Source organism: Alicyclobacillus tolerans, from assembly GCF_048984885.1.
GTDB lineage: Bacteria > Bacillota > Bacilli > Alicyclobacillales > Alicyclobacillaceae > Alicyclobacillus_I > Alicyclobacillus_I tolerans.
On record NZ_JBMGNK010000002.1, the window covers coordinates 2,108,850 to 2,127,896 of the forward strand.

Sequence of the window (19,047 nt, forward strand, 5' to 3'; positions counted from 1 at the left end):
AAGACAAGGCACGTTAACGTGCCTTGTCCGAACTATACCTTATCTCAACATCTAACTTCGTATTCCATATTATACCCAACATCAAACCAATTTGCTATTTTCCACAAGAAACTTAGCCACCCTGCTGTTTCTTAAATCATGGCGCATATTTTGCAACCCAGGATCGCGAAGATTCATCAATTGTTGAACTCGCTCTATCTCCATGTTAGCTTGCTCTGCAATTTTGGCTAGCTCAGACTGCAAATCTTCAGGAGTCGGTTCTAAACTCTCCTGCTTGGCAATTTCCTCTAAAACAAGTTCAATACGAACTCGTTTTTCAGCGCCTTCTTTAAACTGAGCACGCAACTCTTCCATGCTCGTACCTGTAAATTCAAGGTAAGCATCTAGCGGAATTTGTTGATACTGTAACTGACGAGCAAAATTGTCAACCTGATGGTCAATTTCATGTTCAACCATCACTTCTGGTAAATCAATGACAGCATTTTCAGTGGCTTTAGTTACTGCTTCATCCTCCAGATAGCGTTCCCTGTCAGCTTCAGCACGTTTTTCCAAAGACTCTTTCAAATCTGCCACGAATTCATCCACTGTTTGAAAATCACTAATTTCCTGAACAAACTCATCGTTTAATTCTCGAAGTACTTTGCGTTTAATATCGTGTAATACAACTTCAAATTCGGCAGGCTTCGAAGCCAACGATTTGACATGATATTCTTCAGGAAATGTGACTTGAATTGTCCGAGTCTCACCTGGTTTCATGCCTATCAACTGATCTTCAAAACCAGCAATAAACATGCCCGAACCTATCTCTAACTGAAAGTTTTCAGCTTCCCCACCTTCAAAGGGTTCACCGTCGACTGTTCCTCGAAAATCAATACTGACTGTGTCGCCCTTTTCGACTTCACCGTCTTCTACCACCTCAATCTGAGCATGGCTGGAGCGAATATTATCAAGCTCTTCTTGAAGTGATTCATCTGTAACCTCAAACTTTTTATCTTCAATTTCAAGCCCTTTATACTCGCCAAGAGTAACTTCCGGCTTAACCACTACAGTCGCTTTGAATACAAAAGGTTTACCTTGTTCAGCTTGTAAATAATCTACTGATGGTCTATCTACGGGAAAAATACCAGTCTCTTTGACTGCAACGTCATAGGCGCGTGGCAACAAGTAATCAACCGCATCTTGATAGAGCGATTCCACTCCAAATTTCATTTCAAAAATTTTTCTTGGCACTTTGCCTTTGCGGAAACCTGGAACGTTTACTCGTTTAACCACTGATTTAAAAGCAACATCTAAAGCCGCTCCAAATTCTTCGCTCGGCAATTCAACTTCAAGAACACCGACATTTGTGCCGGTTTTTTCCCATTTTGCGGTCATAAAAAATAGTCCTCCTAACAACCTATGCAGTTCAGTCAAGTTGAACTGACATTTCCTAGAAATCAGAACATGATTCAGTCAAGATACGATTGACATTCTACCATGTAAAACAGGCAAAAGGCAAGAATTCCTATTCTTAACAAACAGTGCTCTGCTCATTTATCATAATTAATATGGATTCAAGAACTTTCGACAAATCATATTTTATTAAACAATAAACAATCTCGCTTGATTAGCCAGCACCTGAGATGTATCGGTCAGCGAAGCAGATGATGCAGATACCTCTTCTGTACTGGCAAGTTGTTCCTGAGTAGTTGCAGCAATGGCTTGCAAACGTTCCGTCGTTTCTTTTACCGATATCCCCATAGACTCGATTTGTTTTTGTGTTTCTTCTGCTCTGTTGACTAGTAGGACAGTCTCTTCCGATACATCATCAACAACAGATTCTAGAGAATGTACAACATTTTCGATTTCACCGTATACGTTCAATGAATGTTCTACAACTTGTACACTTTCTACGACTTTATTGGCTGAATTAGCAGCAACTTGAACTACGCGCTGTACAGCTTCTAATAATGCTTCCACCATCTGTCTGATTTTTTCGGTAGCGCCGGAAGTATCATCTGCTAATTTTCTTACTTCTGTAGCTACTACAGCAAAGCCTCTCCCTAATTCACCAGCACGTGATGCTTCGATAGCAGCATTTAATGATAGTAGATTTGTTTGTTTTGAAATATTGGAAATCATTTCGGTAATGCGATGGATCTCTGAAACATCATTCGATAAGCGAGAAATTTCAACACCTAACTGTTTAATATCTTCCGCAACTTTATGCACTTCTAAAACAGCAGATTCCGTATTAGAGCGCCCTTGTCCAGTCGCTTCCACAGTGCGATCGACAACTTCGTTCACACGGTTCATAGCTAGTTCAATCTGCTTACAACCTTCAATCATTTTTTGAACACTTTTTTCTGTAATTGCCATAGTTTGATATTGTTGCTCTGCGTCTACGGATGCCTCCTGGATCACTAAAGCAACTTGCTCAGCCGCTTTAGCGTTTTCAGAAGCAACTGACTGAACGCTTTGCGCTTCACTCTCCACTTGGTTAGACGCCGATTGTACAGCTTGTAACAAACGACTAATCTCATCGGCCATTTCATTCATATGTACGGACAATCTTCCCAACTCATCTTTTGAACGAATGGCGACTCTATGCCGAAAATCTCCTTTTGCCCAACGACTAACCACTTCTATAATTTTATGTATATTGCGAATTACGATAAATTGAAAAGAGATAGCAATTAAAATGGTTGTCACAATAATACTGATGGCCGTATTGATGAGAGTCCCAGCTTGTGCGCTGACATGCAATCCCAGTCCATAACGCAGTTCATGCTCAATAAATGTAGAAATAGGTGCACTAATCAGCAATGAAATGACTGTTAATAAAATTAATTTTGTACGAATACCAAATAATATTTTTTGACGAAAAGAACTTTCCATTCATTCACGCTCCGTTTTTGCTTAATTCGATCTGCCAGTATAAATTTTCATCTACTAGAATGCCAATCTATTTTAAGATTACCATGGAGAACCAAAAACATAAATAGGTAGATAGAAGATAGGTAATAGGTAAAAGAATGTTGAATCGGGTCTGTCAATAATTTTGTGTAAACTCCTAATTCCTTAACGGGAGTAACAGATTGGGAGGGCATTAAAATGACGAAGGTTTCAAAGGGATTCTTAAAGCAGTTTATCAAGAAGAATGACCTGAAGCCCACGGAAGATGTGCAAGCCGCACTGCGAGATTTGTTCGCCAGCACGATGCAAGGAATGCTCGAGGCCGAGCTGGATACTCACTTGGGTTTTACGCTAAGCACGACACCAAAAACAAGACGACGGACAACAGCCGCAACGGACATAGCCGTAAGACCCTTACCTCCGAATACGGCGACGTAGAGATTTCAGTCCCCAGAGACCGCAAGGCGAATTTCAGCCTGAAATCATTAAATAGAATCAGACCAACACTGTCGGCATCGAGGAACAGGTTATTGCCTTGTATGCACGGGGTGTCAGCACCAGAGACATTCAGGCCCATCTTCACCAATTGTACGGACTAGACGTATCGCCCACACTCATCTCAAACATCACGGACAAGCTTCTCCCAATGATTAAGGAATGGCAAAGCCGGCCACTACAGAGTGTGTATGCAGTAGTGTTTCTGGATGCTATCCACTACAAAGTGAAGCAGGATGACCAAGTGTTAAACAAAGCCGCCTACATGGTTGTAGGTATTGACCTTGAAGAACAAAAGGAGGTACTTGGTATCTGGATCGGTGAAAATGAATCTGCGAAGTTCTGGCTGAGCATTCTCAACGAACTGAAGAGCCGAGGCTTAGAAGATATTCTCATCACTTGCGTCGACAACCTGACTGGGTTCAGTGAAGCGATCGCAGCCTGTTATCCCAAGTCCGATATTCCAGAAATACGTCGTTCACCAGATTCGCCATTCGCTCAAGTACGTGTCGTATCATGACTACAAGCCCGTGACAGCGGCGCTAAAGCCATTTTACAAAGCCAGTACTGAGGAAGTGCATCCCTGGCTGTGGAACAGTATCATTTTAGTTGAGTCAATCAACTCGTAATTCTGGAAAGAATGAAAAAGAGGTAACTGCACGAGACTTGTTTCGTTTTATAGGGATTCTAAAGACAAAAGACGCAGTCAAGCACAGCATGAAGGAAATGTGTAAGGTTTTGCGGGTCAGCAAAGCTGGCTACTATCGCTGGCTGCGTACACAGAACAGCCCCTATACATACGATGATTTTTTGGCGAAGATCCGTCAGATTCGCGCAGAAAACAAAGACTATGGAACGTACCGCATCTTTTTGGCTTTGCAACTGTTCCACGGCTATACCGGCACCTATGATGTCATCTGGTAAATCTCCACCTTTCCCTTGACTTCACTCACACTCCCTAGGCGTAGCCATAGACCAGTATTACGAGTTTCGGGGCTAAACTAAATTTGACAATTCCAAACGTTATTTTGAACTAAGTCACTCAGGTTCTCTCCTCTTTCCCAAATTCGACTAATCTGCTTCTTACGCGACTCAGTTGTCGCAAATCAGCGTTGTATTTTCTTACATTCCGCACGCTCAAACGTTCATGTTCGAGAAAAATCCTCTCTCTACGGTCCACGCCTCGAGATCAATAACAGACAGATCGGGTAATTTGATAGACTGCCATTCCTTCACTGTCATTCGTCGCTTGAACAAGTAACTGAAAAGTACAGTCAAGATTCTCCCATGTGAAACCATCGCGATAGAGCATCCATTTGCTTCATTCGTGATCCTACGAACGCAGCCAACAATGCGTTCCGTCGCTTGTGCCCACTCTTCAAACTCGGGGTCAGGGAAGCCTTCCAGATATGCACCGACTCTTCGAATAAACTCCTCAGTGGGCTGTATAGTTGGAATGCGCAGCTCGTGGAGCTCATCCATGACACTGGTCGGAATACCTGTCATTTCACTGATAATGTCGGCGGTCGCAACTGCCTTTGGTTCAGGGCTGTGGTATATGCGATAAACTCCGTAGTGAACCCGATTTTGTCAAGACAGATGGGATGGCTTTTAAGAGAGAAATGCAATTCAGATAAAAACCGTCTCACGCTGCGTTCCGTTTCTTTTGCCAATTTCTAAATTCCAAAGGCGAGCGATAACCTAGTGCGGAGTGTGGTCGGTCCGTGTTGTAAAAGTGAATGTACGATTCAATTGCCGCTTTCGCCTCGGCAAAGCTGTTGTATTCCTGCAGCCAGACTTCTTCCTCTTTCAGTGACCGGAAGAATCGCTCGATGTATCCGTCAGCATCAGGGTTGTTGTACCCCGTCCGCTCGTGATTGATTTGGCAGACCTTCATCGCTTCGATGAACCGTCGACTCGTCATCTGGCAGCCATTGTCCGTTCGAAGCGTCAAACCGGCACCTTGAACGCCGCTTGGGAAACGATAATTCAGCGCCATATCTACAGCATTCAGCAAGTCCTCCGTACGGCAGAACCGGGAAAATGAGTACCCCACAATCTCCCGGTCATAAGCGTCAATCACGGCAAACAGATAACCCCATCCGTCTTTCCCGCACCACACCTTCGTCATGTCGCACTGGAAATGCTCGTTGGACCTGGTGACTGGTATTTTCCCTCGCCGTTTCGCTCGTGAAGCGCCCCGTTTCTGGGTTTTCACCAGCAGCCCCATTTCCTTCATCAGCCGATACACCCGTTTATGGTTCACCCGCAAGTTGTATCGGCGGCGCAGCATGACTTGGATTCGCCGGTATCCGTACGTGGGGAATTCTTCGCACAGTTTCCGAATCCACTGATGAACCACAACCTTCTTATCCACAGGAGGCCGCTTCGGTTTTGGCACATACGGCTTCAATAGGCTGTAACAGTACGTCCGATTCAGCCCTAACGCTTTTGCAATCACTGGGACCGGGAACCCTTCTTTGGCGAGCTGACAGACCAAAGAACGGCTATTTACTTCCGGCCCCAATTCGATTTTTTTCGCAACACATCCACCTGCATCGTAAGCTCACCGATCTTAGCCCTAGCCTCCTGCAACTCCTTCTCCAACTCCTGCTCCCTCGTAGAGGGTCCGGACTGAAGTCCAGCCCGCCCACCAGACAGGAACGCTTCACGCCACCTGTAATAAAGACTCTGGGCCACGCCATGCTGCCGACATACTTCGCTAATATTTGCACTAGGCATCATGCCCTCGAGGACGATGTTTATTTTTTCATCCACTGTCCACTTACGTCCCAGCATCACAAACACCTCTACTTCATCTTAACCCATCCCTTCTGTCTGGGTTGACTTTGGGGCAAGTATAACTCCGCTCCAATTCTCACTGAGCACCAATTCTCTGGTTGCCCTAATGCCATCTTCTGAAATGTGCCAACCAGCGGACGGAACGCTGAAGTCTATATTCACTTGAGCATGCCGAACAATATATAATTCTGCCACACCATCACCCCTGCCTTTGACTAACTGTGTTTACCTATTCTCCACATTACATGCTGAGGTTGTTCTTCTCGGATTTTTTACGAAAATGAGTCCGTATCAGCTGAAGAGTCTCGATCGAATATGGACGAACGGAAATAGAGGCTGTCACTACAGTCTCGCGGAATGACTGGATATTCGCATCGGTATCAAGGTTTAGATACCTGGAATCCCTTCTCTTGCAACCTACGAATCATGTCCGCTTCCCGACGTTCTTCACTACGTTGCCTGAAACTATCTAGATAATCTGGACCAAGCTCTGTATACCGTTCTTTACGATGCAGGATGTGGTACACAATCCGAAGCAGAGTATGAGCGAGAGCGACAAGCGCCTTCTTGACGCCCATCTTACGGACCCATAACCAATAACGGGCGGACAGGCGGGTATTTCTTGTTCGTGCTGCTGCCCAGGCACATTCGCAAAGCACTGCTTTTAGAGCACTGTTCCCGCTTCGGGACCGAACCCGTTTTTTTTACCTGCACTCTCATGATTTCCTGGGCTGAGTCCGGCCCATGCCGCCAATTGTTTGTCACCGCCGAACTGCTCCATGTCGGTACCCATCTCAGCCAAGATGATTGCTGCCGCATTTGCATTAATTCCGGGTACGGTCGTAATGAGTTCAAAAGCTTCCTGCTTATCCGCCATGTGAGCGCGTATCTCTTGCTCTACTTCCAGAATGGCCTTCTCAATGAATTGCAGGTGTTCATAGGAAAATCGCAGCATATCTCGGTGATGTCTTCGTAAGCGACCGTTCAGTGACTGCAGCAATTTGGCTGATTTATGCCGTAGTGCACCCTTCATCTCCGACTCTAGGAACTCCAATGTAATGACTTCGCCGTCCATAATCTTTTGTAGCAGAATTCGTCCGGATACCCCGAAGATATCCGACATATGCGTAGTCAGTTTAATGTTTGCATCCTGCAGGAGTCGATGAATTCGGTTTTTCTCGGAAGTAGCATCCTGTACGAGCTTCTTCCGGTACCGAGTCAGATCGCGCAGATCCCGTGTTTCTTGAGAAGGGACGAAACTACCTTCAATGAGACCAGAGCGAAGGAGTTTGGCTATCCACTCTGCATCTTTCATGTCGGTCTTACGTCCAGGGAGGTTTTTGATGTGGTGCGCATTGGCGAGGAGCAATTCAAAATCAAAGGCTTCAAGCACGTTCCAGACGGGCTTCCAGTAGACCCCCGTGCTCTCCATGACGACATGCGTACAGCCACTCTCGTTGAGCCAATCTGCAAGCGCTAGTAGATCCTCAACCATCGTGCCAAACGTCCGGATTTCAGACTTGGGCGAGCGATCCAGTGGGCCTGTTAACACACAGGCGACTACAGATTCCTGGTGTACGTCCAGCCCAGCACACCGCTCAAGAATGGCTTCCATCATGAATGACAACCTCCATCCCACAGAATGATGAATCCGAAGACAACCCGACATTGAAGATTTTTTACTCGGACTCTCGGTCCAATATCCTGTGCTTCGAGGGTTGTCCATTCAGTTTTTTTATCGGGGTCAAACCACCACAAAGCAGAACCGAACTGGTCGGATTCGTCTCCATTATGCGAGATTCTTAGCAAACAAAAAAGCCATGACCATTTTCATCATAGCCTGTGTCCCGAAGGGTCATGAGCGTTTTTTTAAGTTCGCATTTCTCATAATCGATAACGCCGAAAATACAAAGGATAGTGCATCTAATCCTATGGTGTTAGACGGACCAATCTTTGATGTTAATATACCAGCTAGGGACGGACCGAGAGCATACGCCGCACTTTCGATAGCTTCAAAATAACCGTTGGCACGACCAAGTTGTTCTGGTGCAACGATACGTGGAATCATCCCGGTGTAGGCTGCACCAAAAAACACAGTCAAAACCCCACTCATTATTGCCACAAATACAACGACCGGTATTACCGGCATATGCACCCATGACGCAATAGAAATCAAAGCCATCAAGACAGCTCTGCCAAAGTCCGTAAGGAGCATCACTCTACTGCGAGATTCCTTCGGTCTACCCAAACACCCGCTGGTAAACCTACGATGAACAGAGGAGCAACTTCCAATGCTCCAACCAAGCCCATGAGGAAGCCCGACCCAGTCACAGTTAAAATGAGGATGGGTAGTGCCACAGAAGCAATCGAATCGCCAAAGTAAGACACTCCTTGCCCACTCAGTAGAGATAAAAACCGTTTATTCGAAAATATAGACTTCTTAAATCGGCTCATCACGTGCCCCTTAAAACGATTTCTTGTTCTCTTTGTGGTGTTTGGTCACTCATGTCAACGCTGGATTTAATTTGACCCACTTCGCCGGGAAATTTTGATTGCGTTCTTATTGAATTCTTCTTCCCGAAAGTCCTACAACGACCACGACAAGTGATCTGCATATTCATTCACCGCCGTTGGTTGATCCTGGACTATTACATTGTTTCCAATCGAGCCATTCTCGAAGTACCATTGCCTTTTCCTTACGACCCATCAACTCATAGGCTTGATACTCATATTCCAAGTTCAATACTGGTAGATACACTCCTTCCCAGACCACAGTCTCAATCAGAGACGTTAAAGGGGGCGTGCTCTTCCATTTACCGTCTGGAGTTGATTTCTCTATATCGCCCATTATTTCCACGGCAACATCGTCAAACCGAAAATACCCAAAGTGAGACCGAATGCTGTCAGACTGTTTATAGTGAACAGGTTCTAAGCACTCAAATCCATGGTTCTCTAACACCTGTCCGATAGCGTATGCACCCGTGTCATCAGTTTAAATATCAATATCATAAACCGATACATCGCAAATAGAAAGCGAAACTCCCTGTTAAAGCCCAATCTACGTCTGATCGTTCAGCGTCGAGCAAGGTCTTAAGGCGTTTAAAGGCGGAGAACAAAGACACCAGCAAGACCTCCTTGCCGCACAGTACTTGCGCAGAGCTGCCCGGTTGCGACGCAAGCAGTAACTTTGGTACCCTGCATGTTCATGCAATCTTGGATTCAAGTTTCATGTATACCGCCCCAAGTTCTCAAATGCTCAGACACGCTTGCACACAAATTCACGGTAGCCACTAAATCCTTGTTTGCTGTAAAAGTTCTTTGCAACTTCATTGTTAGCACAGAAATCCAATTCCACTGTTTCGATGCCCTGTTCTCGAGCTATGTCGTATATGTGTTTGATCAACTCTGTTCCATGTCCCCGCCGTTTTTGGTCATTCACTATGCTGATTTGATGGACAAACAATGCTTGCCGTGCTTTGGTAAACACTGTTTCAGAGTAATTTCTCAACTCCACCCATGCATATCCAAACGATTCATTCTCATCCTCCAGAAGCAGAAAAACAAACGAATTGTCCTTTACTAACTTCTTAAAGGAATCCCGAATCGCCTCGAAGTGATATTCCCTGAAATATTGAGGATACATAAAAGCATGTAATTCGTGTATGGGCTTATTCAAGCGTACAATCAATTCGAAATCTGTTGTTCGAGTGATGTTTATAACGATTGCTCCCAGAGTTTTTGATTGTGGTGCTATTCAATTCTTCTGCCCTGATGTGCAATAAGCCTCTGGCGACCAGGGCTGCATGTTCATGCAATTCAACCGACTTGTGACATTTACTTTTGTGGCTTGAATAGCTATTTCCTGAGCGGCATAAATTGTGCCGGATTAAGGACATCCGCTTCGACAACAATCGCGGTCAATCCAGCGTGCGTCTTGGTCTCATGCCATTCTCCCTGGTCCCAAAACACCGCATCGCCAATTCCGACAGGAACTAGCTCATCTGCGTCACAGCGAACCCATCCGTTCCCACTTACAACAAGGAGCAATTGTGGGCAAGACGCTTCGTGAAAGCCGACAATTCCGTTTGGTTCGAGGTACATGCATCCTATGTGTGCAGAGTTATCAGAAGTCAAAATTCGTGACATTACAAAATTCGAATCAAAATGAGCAATCGTTTTTCCCGTTTCACGACCAAACCTAAAAATCTTCACTCAGGAGTCACCTCGCCCCTGCCGCTCTAATTAGTTCATTTAAAGGATCCCTTATGGAGTTCTTCTGCCCAATTGCGCAAGATACCGAAATTGTACGCCACTGTATAATCATACAACGGGTTGGCTCAAGGAACTTGAATTTTTGCTCCCTTTAGTCTCATAGCAAACACGTAAGTTTATCTTTCTAATACGGTAGACTCCATATACCCAAACTCAATATTTTCAATGGCATTAAGTCTTGCCAACACCCCATTAGCCAAAATCATCATAGGGTCAGTATGACCAAAATCGACGTCATAAACTATGGGAAACGAATATCCTCGTGTAGCAATTGTAAGCACATTTTCTAGCGGGTCACTTTCGGTGAAACTCGTTTGAGTCGGGAAACGTCCAACAATCAACGCGGAAATCTGTTCGTAAACGCCCATATGTCTCAATTGAATCAGATATCGGTCGATGATTGCTGGGTTGGTTGTTTCATCATCTTCAAGACAAAGGATGGCACCAGTTAGATCCGGCCAATACTTCGTGCCCGCCAAAAGTAGTAGCGTACTCATATTTCCTGATATGATCCGTCCTATTGCTTCTCCATGTTTTAGAATCTTCCATTCCGTGGATGCTTGTAATGCCCTTTGTCGATTATCTTCAATGTCCCATTTTAGGCTTTCATCCGTCCAACTCTCTGATGGTCGCAGGGTCTGTCGTTCGCTTGCCGAATTCATCAGAATGTCCTCAAAACTGTTTCGGGTGTAATCAAAAAGTCCACCGAACTCACCAAATTGAGGAAGAATTGCTGGTCCCATGTAGGTAACCATTCTTGTCTGAGAAAAGATTCCGAGTTGCAATGCCGTAATATCACTGTAGCCCAGTAGTATTTTCGGATTCTTCCTGAGCAGCTCATAATCAAGTTCATCGAGTAACTGGTGGGAGTTGTATCCTCCAATTGCTGTAATAATGGCTTTGACATCGTTATTACGATACATTGAATGCAGATCGGATAGTCTCTCATCAATAGTTCCTGCAGTGTGACCTGTGTGTTTTGCACAGTGCTCTCCAAGCAACACATTAAACCCCATGTTCTCAAGACAATTAACGCCACGTCGTAGTCTTTTCGGACAAAATGCGGCGACGCCAGAGGCAGGGGAAACGATACCAACTGTATCACCGAACGACAACTTAGAAGGTTTCACTATTTGCATAGTCTGCACATCCAATCATCAACTTTTGGTCTTCTTAATTCTTTGCAAACATCATAAAACCTTCCTCAATATTCCAGTCCTTGTCGGGCTAAGCTGCCCTTCGTATTATGAGGTCAGTCAGAAATTCTGGTTGACCTCTTTAATTATAGAAGTTTATTACTACGGTAGCCGGGTCGAACGGAGCTGCCCGTGGGTCTTTGAACCCGTGCGCTAAAATGTTCACCCCCTACTCGTGGAAGCATGTTTGAAGCTGATTGGGACGATGATCCCGTATAACAAGCGAAGCTATCAACTGCGAGATGGATAGGGGCTGCCGGTGAATTCTAAGGTGAGGAGATGGCGGTGTTGGATTAGGTGTTTCCGGAATTCAGAGGTGTATTTGGCGACTTGTACTCAAAAGTTTCATTACGCGTCTTATTGGGATTTCCCGACAGCAGAATCGGTGCTTGCCGTTGAGGAGACCAAGTTAGTTGACCGGGTCTCAAAACTATGCCCGAGTCGTTCGCCACGTTGGGCATCTGAAAGAGCGGCAAAAATCGTTGCTTCGGCTAAGCGGAATCCGTTTCTGAGTCCACGCTTACAAAGCCAGCTGTTTAGCCTTGAAATGTATATCCAGATGCTTCTTCAATACCAAGAGCATCTATCCACCCTTAAAACAAGATAGATGCTCTCGCGATGGAAATTAAACAATATCAGATTATCCAGTCCATCCCCGGTATAGGCGGAAAAATCGCGGCAACGATCATTTCCGAAATCGGAGAGATAGACTGGTTTAATCAACAAAAAACTGGTAGCTTTCACTGGTGTAGACACAAGCGTATTTTCTTCCGGTAAATTCACAGCCACCATAAACCGCATCACCAAGCGCGGTTCAAGCAGACTACGGCATTCGTTGTTCGTCGCTGTTCTTTGTAGCTTGCGGAAATCCGATAGTCAAAGACTCAAAGCCTTCTACGATAGAAAGCGTGAGAAAGGAAAACCTCACAAGGTCGCCGTGATCGCTTGTGTCAACAAACTACTTCATTACGTAGACGTAATGAGTAGGCATCTGGTTACAATCCACTTTTTGGAGCCATTTTATGCTCTGAAGAGGTAATTGCATTTTCCAGCCCGAGAGCCGCATTGCGTTCAGTTCCTTGTCTGCGAATAATTATAAGGAAATGAGCGGGCGAACATCCTGAGAGCCGATGCCAAAATTGCTTTCGTTGTCAAACGGAGCAACGAGAAGTAAACTCTAATCGTCCAAAATTAGAGGAAACTCACTGTGATTCTGCTCCATGACTGTGGATATGTTCGTCATTGGCAAAATGGACGCACGAAAACTGTGGATAAGGTCTGCCAATCAAGGTTTTTGTGATGGCTGTTGTCATTGAGCCCGCTTCAGTCGACTTCGTGTCCACCCGCGGTTTACTGTTCCAGTTTGAGTGTAGGCGCAGTATGCCATCACATGCATACAGAGCATGCACTGGTCAACGTGAGCCTCTACCGCCTTACGTCCACGTTTGTGCACACGCCGTAAACTGTATCCATCTTTCAGCATCCCAATAATTCGCTCAATCCCTGTACGGGCGTCATACAACGTATCGAATGTACGGCTGTGCTGTGGGAACTCAGGGTCTACCTGAGGTGTTGTCTCAAAATCAACCCGAAGCACCCGACCCTGGGTGGCACCGCTACAGCACTGGATGTGTTTGTGGTGCGGGCAGACAAGCCCTTTCTGTTTCGCCTGAGGATTGTGAACTGGACACGTGAATATGTACTGCTCCTTTTTGAGGTCGGATCCTTTTAACTCCATCTTGTGTCCAGCAATGCAATGTGGCACCCCGTAGCGGTCAATCATATCAATTCCACGGACATCGCTCGGTTTGTCCTGGCGACCCCTGGGATTAATGGGAGCAACCAGTTTTGCCCCAAGTACATCCCTTGTTGCCTGCTGGTTCCTTGGACTCTGGTAAATCCCATCGGCAAGTACATATTGCACAGACTGTACCTGTTCCTCAAACTCAGCTTTGAATCGCTCAAGTGTAGGTAGCAAGGTAAAGGCATCGTATTCCTCTCCCTTGCACACTTCTCGGGTGAGTGGAAGTTGTCCCTTGGCGCCACTGAGTAACGAAACTTTGTGGCCAATGTAGGATACGGCGTTACTCTTACGAACAATGCCTACGTTATCGTCCGTGGGGACGGCAGGGCAATCACAGTCTTCTTTGTGGCGACAGGTTTTCATCTGTTTTCCGTAGGTCGCCTCCGCTTCAACATGCGTTGTATCGGCGACCAAGGTATCCTCAACCTCTAACACACCCTGCTTCAGGTTGAACGCAACGACCAGCCGTCGAGCCTTATCCCATAATCCGAAGTTTGTCATGATTTCGTCGAAGCGGGCAAACGAGCGGTAACTGGGGAGTTTGCCTGTAAACCCGCAAGCTTCAGCAAACAACGGGTTGGAGCGAACCTGTAGGTAGACACTCTCAGCCATGCTCTCAACGTATAGCAATCGGGCCAACTCGAACGCCCGCATCATAGGCATAAAGTCGTGAGGCTTGCGGCCTGAACGACTTCGCGTGACTGTCGACGTATTAACCGCCTGTTCCATTGGTGTGGGGAGTTCTAGCCCAAGAGCAGAGTTGGTGACGTTGCTGGTTCCGTCCGACCGATTTATCCGTTCCTCACGCAACGAGTCATATAGATGCCAGTAGTATTCCTGCTCAATATTTCGAAAGATGTCCCAAGGGAAAGTCAGTGCGGGGATAACAAACGGAACATCCATATACTGTTCCCATTGACGGGGAATCAAGGGGAAAGGAACCAAACCAGATTGCGCGTGTTGTGATATACTGGATTTCGCCATGGAGCTTCTCCTTTGTTGTGAATGGGTTTTGGTCGACTTAATTCTACCAAAAGAGGGTTCCGTGGCGTATTTATATCTAGCACCAACTCGACGATTTTCATCCACCATGATTTACCTTGTATAAACATTCAAATACTATCGATAAACATACAATTCACATGACTTGGATAGACCCATGGACTCTCTGAAACGCCTGTAATAAAGTTCTCTGATCATTCCGTTTTTCTTTGGCGAAATAAAGTGAGTCGTATCTTACATTCAAGATACCTGTTGTAACGGCAATTATTTAATTTTGGCACTGGCTCTGAATATTCGCACCCCGTATGCGACAGAAGACTGCTACGAGTCTGAAACGTCTCATCCCGTATATTTGGTCGTTAAAGCCCTGCCATCCTCATGTATTGTAGAAACTGTACGGTATGTACAGCCACGTGCCAGGGAATTCTGGTCAACATATCGCCCGTACTTCGAATATACCCGACATTTGACCAGTCGATCATTCGAGTGGCCAGGTCTTCATCTCGCAAAATCTGTATGTAATTGACAAATCGCTCAGAATGGGGCAATGATCATTCTAATTCAGCCTACGCACTCAAGATAGGCCGGCCCTCACAAGGTTCACGATGAACAGATATTGACTCACCATACACCAGTGCTTCGTGGTAATACACTTGCGCCGTCCACATCTGGCGAATTTTTTCACCTATCGACAGAGCCGCTTCGTAAAGTTTCTATTTCAATCATTTATCCGGTACCGATCGCCACACTAGCTGGGATTTTCTACTCACCTCCGTTATGTTCAGCACGGCCCAATCACTGCTCACATCGACATCCTTCCTTCTGTCCGAGCTTCAATTCCATCTTGACACACGTCCTCCCCTTGTCATCTTGGAACTCCGCTACGCGGCGGAATCCAACAGATTCGAACATCCGTAGACTACGACGATTATAGCTGTATACCTTACTTACGACGAGGCGTTCCCACCCTAGAGCAGTTGCCCGATCGATTAACATCTGGATGACCCGTCGACCTAGCCCAAGGCCCCGATAAAGGATGTTGCCGATCACGATAGGAACCATGTCCGGGCACAGCGCAACATCCCCAATGGGCTTCCAAACCCCGCTTTCCTGAACTTCAATGATGTAAAGTTCGCCGTGCTCAGACAAATACCGATACATACGTTCAACCGTTTCCTGATTGTACGGCTCAGTTCCTTCTCCCTCGGAATTGCGTAAAACGTCCGGGTCTTGGTACCAGTCGAGTGCGAATGGTACGTCGGATTCGATGTCAAGCGGTCTCAATCTGAGGTCGCCGTCTTCAAGATTTCCCATGTGCAGTAGTCTTCCTCTCCGGCCACTATTTCATTTCAATGGATAACAGCTTACTTTCTTCGATCATTGTCACATGTCCCACGTAAGCTGTGTCCTAAGTGAAATTTTAATTGAATCACCATTCTGCATAACGGACCCGTTAATGACAGAATCAGTAGGTAACGAAGAGTGTATGTTCATGCGTTGCTCCTCGCAGATCCTGACTAAAAGGGGGACCCCTTTACGCTATAACATGTTCTCTAGTTTGGTTGAACAGAATCAATTAAATTCATGTTATCCCAGAAGGTTTGCACGACAAGGTTATATATTTCAGAACGTTCCATGTTAGCCGTATGTCCCGCCCCAGGAATGAGTCCTGCCTGAATAATCTTGTTTGAATTCGCCATTTCGAAAACAGCATCACGTTCATGCTTCTCATTGGAACCATTTAAGACGAGCGTAGGAACATTTAGCTTTTGAATTTGCTCAAAAGTGACCGTAGGATAGTTGAATGTAAAATCTTTAAGTACAGCTTTTAGCGTTTGATACCAATTTTCTCCATGTAATCTCATAAACTCTCGCGCCACTTCAGGATTATTTTCCTCTATGTTGAGAAATGCTTCATATTGTTCTTTCATAATTCCTGTCATATGTGTAGGGATTGCAGGAGCGTAACCAGTAAGTACTATGCTTTCGCAAAGTTTTGGAATCCTCAATGCAAAATGTATTGCTACCGATGCACCAAGAGACAAACCAACGATATGACCTTTTCCTTGCATTTGAATTTGTTCACTCACCCAACCTAGAGCAGATTGGAAGAAAGGATCTTGAGCTTCAAATTGATTTTTACCGTGACCTGGCAAATCCAATGCAATAACTTCATGGCTCACGCACCAGGCTTGAATTTGATTTTTAAAGTGTAAAATAGATGTTCCCATAAGTCCGTGAATTAAATATATCTTTGACAATACAACGCCTCCATTCAAAATTAAAATTGTTGGATTAATTACTCAACGAATTAATCGACCTAAAGTGTCTATTTTCCCATCGTATCGAGCATTACGACTCAATTATGTAACTTCTCATACAAGATTTAACCAAGGCATTTCACGCAATAATTTTGCAAACCATACGCACTGCGCTTCGGTTCTCAGGTCACAGTGACCTGAGCGACAAAATGAAGAGCATCTATTCCTCCAAGAGAAACCCTACTTTGCACATGCGTATGCACTGATATTAGGCTGACATAGAGGATACAACGAATCGAAAATGTACGAATAAGACAATTCGGGGTGAACTACATGACACAGAAATATGAAAAGGAATTCAAACTTCATATAGTTCAATGGGCTTTGGAAAGTAGGAAGCCGGCGAGCACAGACGATTGAATTAAGATGAACCCCTCTGTCAACAAACAGCCTTATCGTTCCGAGCCTGCACCTGCTGAATAGGGTTCGTCGCTCTTTCGCGTGATGAAAGACGCCTCAGAACGCAAATATTAACCCTGTCTTACAAATATTCTACAACGGCTTTTCTCCTGCAACACAAGGAACCTTGACATTTTTTTGTATGCTTTAAGTGGTGTATACGTGGTAACGAAAACCCTTGGTAGGAAGTCAGTTTTCAATTCCAGTCTCCCGAATGATCCGCATAAATGCCTGCATAGCGGAGGACATCCATCGATGTTTGTTCCACGCAAGCTGAGTGGAAAGCCGGATAGGTGTCCAATGTAAGACCGCTAGTTTCCCTTCCGCAACCTCATTTCGAACCGTGATTTCCGGTAATAGAGCAACTCCAACCCCCGATATGGCGCATTGTTTAATCGCCTCAACACTTGAAAATTCAAGACGCTGCAAAGGAAATACATGTGATTGGATCATTTGGTTTTCAAATATCTCACGATAGCTCCAACCTCCACGTGTTGATTCCACCATGAGGAACACTTGATTAGCCAAATCGCCTTCTTGAATTGACTTTATAGTTGTTAGCGGATGTGAAAGGCCTGATACGAGTACAATCTGTTCCTCAATCAAGTATTCTGTGATTAGATTTTCTGCACGTACCGGTGCTTCGAGTAAAAGTGCAACATCAATTTCTCCACGTTCTAATCCGGTTCGAAGTTCCGAGCATGCGCCAGGTTGAAATCTTAACTGTACTTTTGGATAACGCTCACGAAATTTAAGCAGAACTTTTGGAAGTCGATAGGCAATTATACTTTCTGGTGCGCCTACAGCCAAAGTACCACATGGTTCATCATGCCCAAACGCAACCGCTCTGATTTGTTGTTCAATGTACGACAGATTTTGTACATGTACGAGAATTCTTCTTCCTTCCTCAGTCAACAAAACACCTCTTCCTAACCTATCAAAAAGAGGAACGCCTAGCTCTCGTTCTAATGCCTGAATTTGTCCAGATACACTAGATTGCGAGTAATTTAGAATTTTCGCAGCACGAGTAATATTTTGTTCTTTGGCAACAACGGTGAAAGTGTGAAGTTGTTTGAAATCCATATATACCCTTCCAATCGAATTATCCGATTGTATGTATTAAATCTATCGTATGTAAACATCATAACCCAATCTTTATCATAGTAGTAGTGACTCTTGCTGCAATAAATCTCAACACGATTTTGTTTTTGTTGTTTTGAAAACAACCAAAGGAGGCAACGAAGTTGGATGATCCGATTTTATGGACATGGAAGGAAATTGCCACAGTCAAGAACATACCGAACTGGTTCATACAAGAATAAGAGGTGTTTCGGAGTAAAGTTTTAGACGCTGAATTCCCATGTTATTTTGGGACCTTTTACAATGTTTGCATAGAAATGATCCAAAACATGGACTGAGGACGTGCCCCAAGATCCAGAGCACCCTCGTTGGGAATATTGTTTTTCGGGAGAACCCATGTTTGTTTTCAGTTCAGCGCCTGCCTATCGTCAACGCGCAAGTAGAAATTCAGGCAAATCCTTAGTCCTACTTTTTCAACCACGACGTGTATTTCGTGGTATTGAAGAGGGAATCCCAATTTCTTTGGAGGCCGCTGTCTATAGCTTACTTCCGGAAACAGGGTCAGTGGAAGTCCAGCGCGATACCCCGGAACGCCATCATGCTAAACATACACACCCGACCCATGAAATTTTGCTCATTGTCAGCGGAAGCATCACATTTCACCTTGGTGAAGACGATTACGTGTGTACTTCCGGAGATCGTTTATATCTACCGGTTAACACCTTACATGCATCCAAAGCTGGAGAGAAAGGTTGTCTTTACGTAATCTCCATCAAATAAA

The 19,047-nt window shown here is 45.0% G+C and carries 19 protein-coding genes and 4 pseudogenes; 5 read left to right on the forward strand and 18 right to left on the reverse strand.

The features are described 5' to 3' along the window. Positions 1-81 precede the first annotated feature (81 nt). Positions 82-1,374 carry a trigger factor gene (gene tig / locus ACOJUR_RS10625; RefSeq protein WP_203115388.1) on the reverse strand — a complete coding sequence of 431 codons (1,293 nt, stop codon included), beginning with the start codon at positions 1,372-1,374 and terminating at the stop codon, positions 82-84. Between the two features lie 207 nt (positions 1,375-1,581). Beyond that, positions 1,582-2,877 (reverse strand): methyl-accepting chemotaxis protein, encoded by a 1,296-nt coding sequence (locus tag ACOJUR_RS10630; protein ID WP_203115387.1) that lies wholly within the window; start codon positions 2,875-2,877, stop codon positions 1,582-1,584. Between the two features lie 216 nt (positions 2,878-3,093). Here ACOJUR_RS10630 and ACOJUR_RS10635 point away from each other — a divergent pair, with 216 nt between their 5' ends. The 3 genes and pseudogenes from ACOJUR_RS10635 (at position 3,094) to ACOJUR_RS10645 (ending at position 4,314) form a co-directional block, all read left to right on the forward strand. Then, complete coding sequence (locus tag ACOJUR_RS10635; RefSeq protein ID WP_420949962.1) at positions 3,094-3,333, forward strand: hypothetical protein; 240 nt, start codon at positions 3,094-3,096, stop codon at positions 3,331-3,333. Then, a pseudogene (locus ACOJUR_RS10640) lies at positions 3,306-3,910 on the forward strand (IS256 family transposase); the annotation flags it as partial. The gene ACOJUR_RS10635 and the pseudogene ACOJUR_RS10640, both read left to right, overlap by 28 nt. Before the next feature lie 89 nt (positions 3,911-3,999). Further along, entirely contained in the window at positions 4,000-4,314 is a 315-nt protein-coding gene (locus ACOJUR_RS10645) for a hypothetical protein (RefSeq protein ID WP_420949963.1), read from the forward strand. Positions 4,315-4,527: 213 nt separating this feature from the next. Here the strand turns inward: ACOJUR_RS10645 and ACOJUR_RS10650 are convergent, their stop codons facing one another. The 12 genes and pseudogenes from ACOJUR_RS10650 to ACOJUR_RS10705 form a co-directional block, all read right to left on the reverse strand. Beyond that, positions 4,528-4,950: a histidine phosphatase family protein gene (locus ACOJUR_RS10650; RefSeq protein WP_420950542.1), complete on the reverse strand. Its 423-nt coding sequence runs from the start codon at positions 4,948-4,950 to the stop codon at positions 4,528-4,530. 85 nt (positions 4,951-5,035) lie between these two features. Next, positions 5,036-5,917 (reverse strand): IS3 family transposase, encoded by an 882-nt coding sequence (locus tag ACOJUR_RS10655; protein WP_420949964.1) that lies wholly within the window; start codon positions 5,915-5,917, stop codon positions 5,036-5,038. Then, the gene (locus tag ACOJUR_RS10660; protein WP_370541913.1) at positions 5,902-6,189 is read right to left on the reverse strand and encodes a transposase; all 288 of its coding nucleotides are present in this window, start codon (positions 6,187-6,189) and stop codon (positions 5,902-5,904) included. The genes ACOJUR_RS10655 and ACOJUR_RS10660 overlap by 16 nt, the downstream gene beginning before the upstream one ends. 21 nt (positions 6,190-6,210) lie before the next feature. Then, entirely contained in the window at positions 6,211-6,387 is a 177-nt protein-coding gene (locus ACOJUR_RS10665) for a hypothetical protein (protein ID WP_420949965.1), read from the reverse strand. 185 nt (positions 6,388-6,572) lie between these two features. Then, the gene (locus ACOJUR_RS10670) at positions 6,573-6,770 is read right to left on the reverse strand and encodes a hypothetical protein (protein ID WP_306955528.1); all 198 of its coding nucleotides are present in this window, start codon (positions 6,768-6,770) and stop codon (positions 6,573-6,575) included. Between the two features lie 86 nt (positions 6,771-6,856). After that, positions 6,857-7,810 carry an IS110 family RNA-guided transposase gene (locus ACOJUR_RS10675; RefSeq protein WP_420949053.1) on the reverse strand — a complete coding sequence of 318 codons (954 nt, stop codon included), beginning with the start codon at positions 7,808-7,810 and terminating at the stop codon, positions 6,857-6,859. A gap of 237 nt (positions 7,811-8,047) precedes the next feature. Next, entirely contained in the window at positions 8,048-8,374 is a 327-nt protein-coding gene (locus ACOJUR_RS10680) for an MFS transporter (protein WP_420949966.1), read from the reverse strand. A gap of 32 nt (positions 8,375-8,406) precedes the next feature. Next, the gene (locus ACOJUR_RS10685) at positions 8,407-8,646 is read right to left on the reverse strand and encodes a hypothetical protein (protein ID WP_420949967.1); all 240 of its coding nucleotides are present in this window, start codon (positions 8,644-8,646) and stop codon (positions 8,407-8,409) included. Positions 8,647-8,809: 163 nt separating this feature from the next. Beyond that, a pseudogene (locus ACOJUR_RS10690) lies at positions 8,810-9,172 on the reverse strand (nucleotidyltransferase domain-containing protein); the annotation flags it as partial. A gap of 276 nt (positions 9,173-9,448) precedes the next feature. Further along, entirely contained in the window at positions 9,449-9,946 is a 498-nt protein-coding gene (locus ACOJUR_RS10695; RefSeq protein ID WP_420950543.1) for a GNAT family N-acetyltransferase, read from the reverse strand. Positions 9,947-10,047: 101 nt separating this feature from the next. After that, positions 10,048-10,404, reverse strand: coding sequence for a cupin domain-containing protein (locus ACOJUR_RS10700; RefSeq protein ID WP_420949968.1), 357 nt, complete (start codon positions 10,402-10,404; stop codon positions 10,048-10,050). Positions 10,405-10,580: 176 nt separating this feature from the next. Further along, positions 10,581-11,603, reverse strand: a complete 1,023-nt coding sequence (locus tag ACOJUR_RS10705; protein WP_420949969.1) for a S66 family peptidase — start codon at positions 11,601-11,603, stop codon at positions 10,581-10,583. Positions 11,604-11,957: 354 nt separating this feature from the next. On the opposite strand from ACOJUR_RS10705, the pseudogene ACOJUR_RS10710 reads away from it, so the two are divergent. Beyond that, positions 11,958-12,699 (forward strand): annotated as a pseudogene (locus ACOJUR_RS10710) (transposase); the annotation flags it as partial. Positions 12,700-12,969: 270 nt separating this feature from the next. On the opposite strand, the gene ACOJUR_RS10715 reads toward ACOJUR_RS10710, so the two are convergent. The 4 genes from ACOJUR_RS10715 to ACOJUR_RS10730 form a co-directional block, all read right to left on the reverse strand. Then, positions 12,970-14,448, reverse strand: coding sequence for a transposase (locus ACOJUR_RS10715; RefSeq protein ID WP_420948996.1), 1,479 nt, complete (start codon positions 14,446-14,448; stop codon positions 12,970-12,972). Positions 14,449-15,261: 813 nt separating this feature from the next. Further along, complete coding sequence (locus tag ACOJUR_RS10720; RefSeq protein ID WP_420949970.1) at positions 15,262-15,750, reverse strand: GNAT family N-acetyltransferase; 489 nt, start codon at positions 15,748-15,750, stop codon at positions 15,262-15,264. A 269-nt stretch (positions 15,751-16,019) separates the two neighbouring features. Then, the gene (locus ACOJUR_RS10725; RefSeq protein ID WP_420949971.1) at positions 16,020-16,727 is read right to left on the reverse strand and encodes an alpha/beta fold hydrolase; all 708 of its coding nucleotides are present in this window, start codon (positions 16,725-16,727) and stop codon (positions 16,020-16,022) included. Positions 16,728-17,375: 648 nt separating this feature from the next. Next, entirely contained in the window at positions 17,376-18,269 is an 894-nt protein-coding gene (locus tag ACOJUR_RS10730) for a LysR family transcriptional regulator (protein ID WP_420949972.1), read from the reverse strand. Positions 18,270-18,602: 333 nt separating this feature from the next. On the opposite strand from ACOJUR_RS10730, the pseudogene ACOJUR_RS10735 reads away from it, so the two are divergent. Next, positions 18,603-19,046 (forward strand): annotated as a pseudogene (locus tag ACOJUR_RS10735) (cupin domain-containing protein); the annotation flags it as partial. Position 19,047: the final 1 nt, after the last annotated feature.

Bases quoted from the DNA above. Each gene is read 5' to 3' on its own strand.
- tig (WP_203115388.1), bottom strand. From the start codon at position 1,374: ATGACCGCAAAATGGGAAAAAACCGGCACAAATGTCGGTGTTCTTGAA.
- ACOJUR_RS10630 (WP_203115387.1), bottom strand. From the start codon at position 2,877: ATGGAAAGTTCTTTTCGTCAAAAAATATTATTTGGTATTCGTACAAAA.
- ACOJUR_RS10635 (WP_420949962.1), top strand. From the start codon at position 3,094: ATGACGAAGGTTTCAAAGGGATTCTTAAAGCAGTTTATCAAGAAGAAT.
- ACOJUR_RS10660 (WP_370541913.1), bottom strand. From the start codon at position 6,189: ATGCTGGGACGTAAGTGGACAGTGGATGAAAAAATAAACATCGTCCTC.
- ACOJUR_RS10670 (WP_306955528.1), bottom strand. From the start codon at position 6,770: ATGGGCGTCAAGAAGGCGCTTGTCGCTCTCGCTCATACTCTGCTTCGG.
- ACOJUR_RS10675 (WP_420949053.1), bottom strand. From the start codon at position 7,810: ATGATGGAAGCCATTCTTGAGCGGTGTGCTGGGCTGGACGTACACCAG.
- ACOJUR_RS10680 (WP_420949966.1), bottom strand. From the start codon at position 8,374: ATGGCTTTGATTTCTATTGCGTCATGGGTGCATATGCCGGTAATACCG.
- ACOJUR_RS10685 (WP_420949967.1), bottom strand. From the start codon at position 8,646: ATGAGCCGATTTAAGAAGTCTATATTTTCGAATAAACGGTTTTTATCT.
- ACOJUR_RS10705 (WP_420949969.1), bottom strand. From the start codon at position 11,603: ATGCAAATAGTGAAACCTTCTAAGTTGTCGTTCGGTGATACAGTTGGT.
- ACOJUR_RS10715 (WP_420948996.1), bottom strand. From the start codon at position 14,448: ATGGCGAAATCCAGTATATCACAACACGCGCAATCTGGTTTGGTTCCT.
- ACOJUR_RS10730 (WP_420949972.1), bottom strand. From the start codon at position 18,269: ATGGATTTCAAACAACTTCACACTTTCACCGTTGTTGCCAAAGAACAA.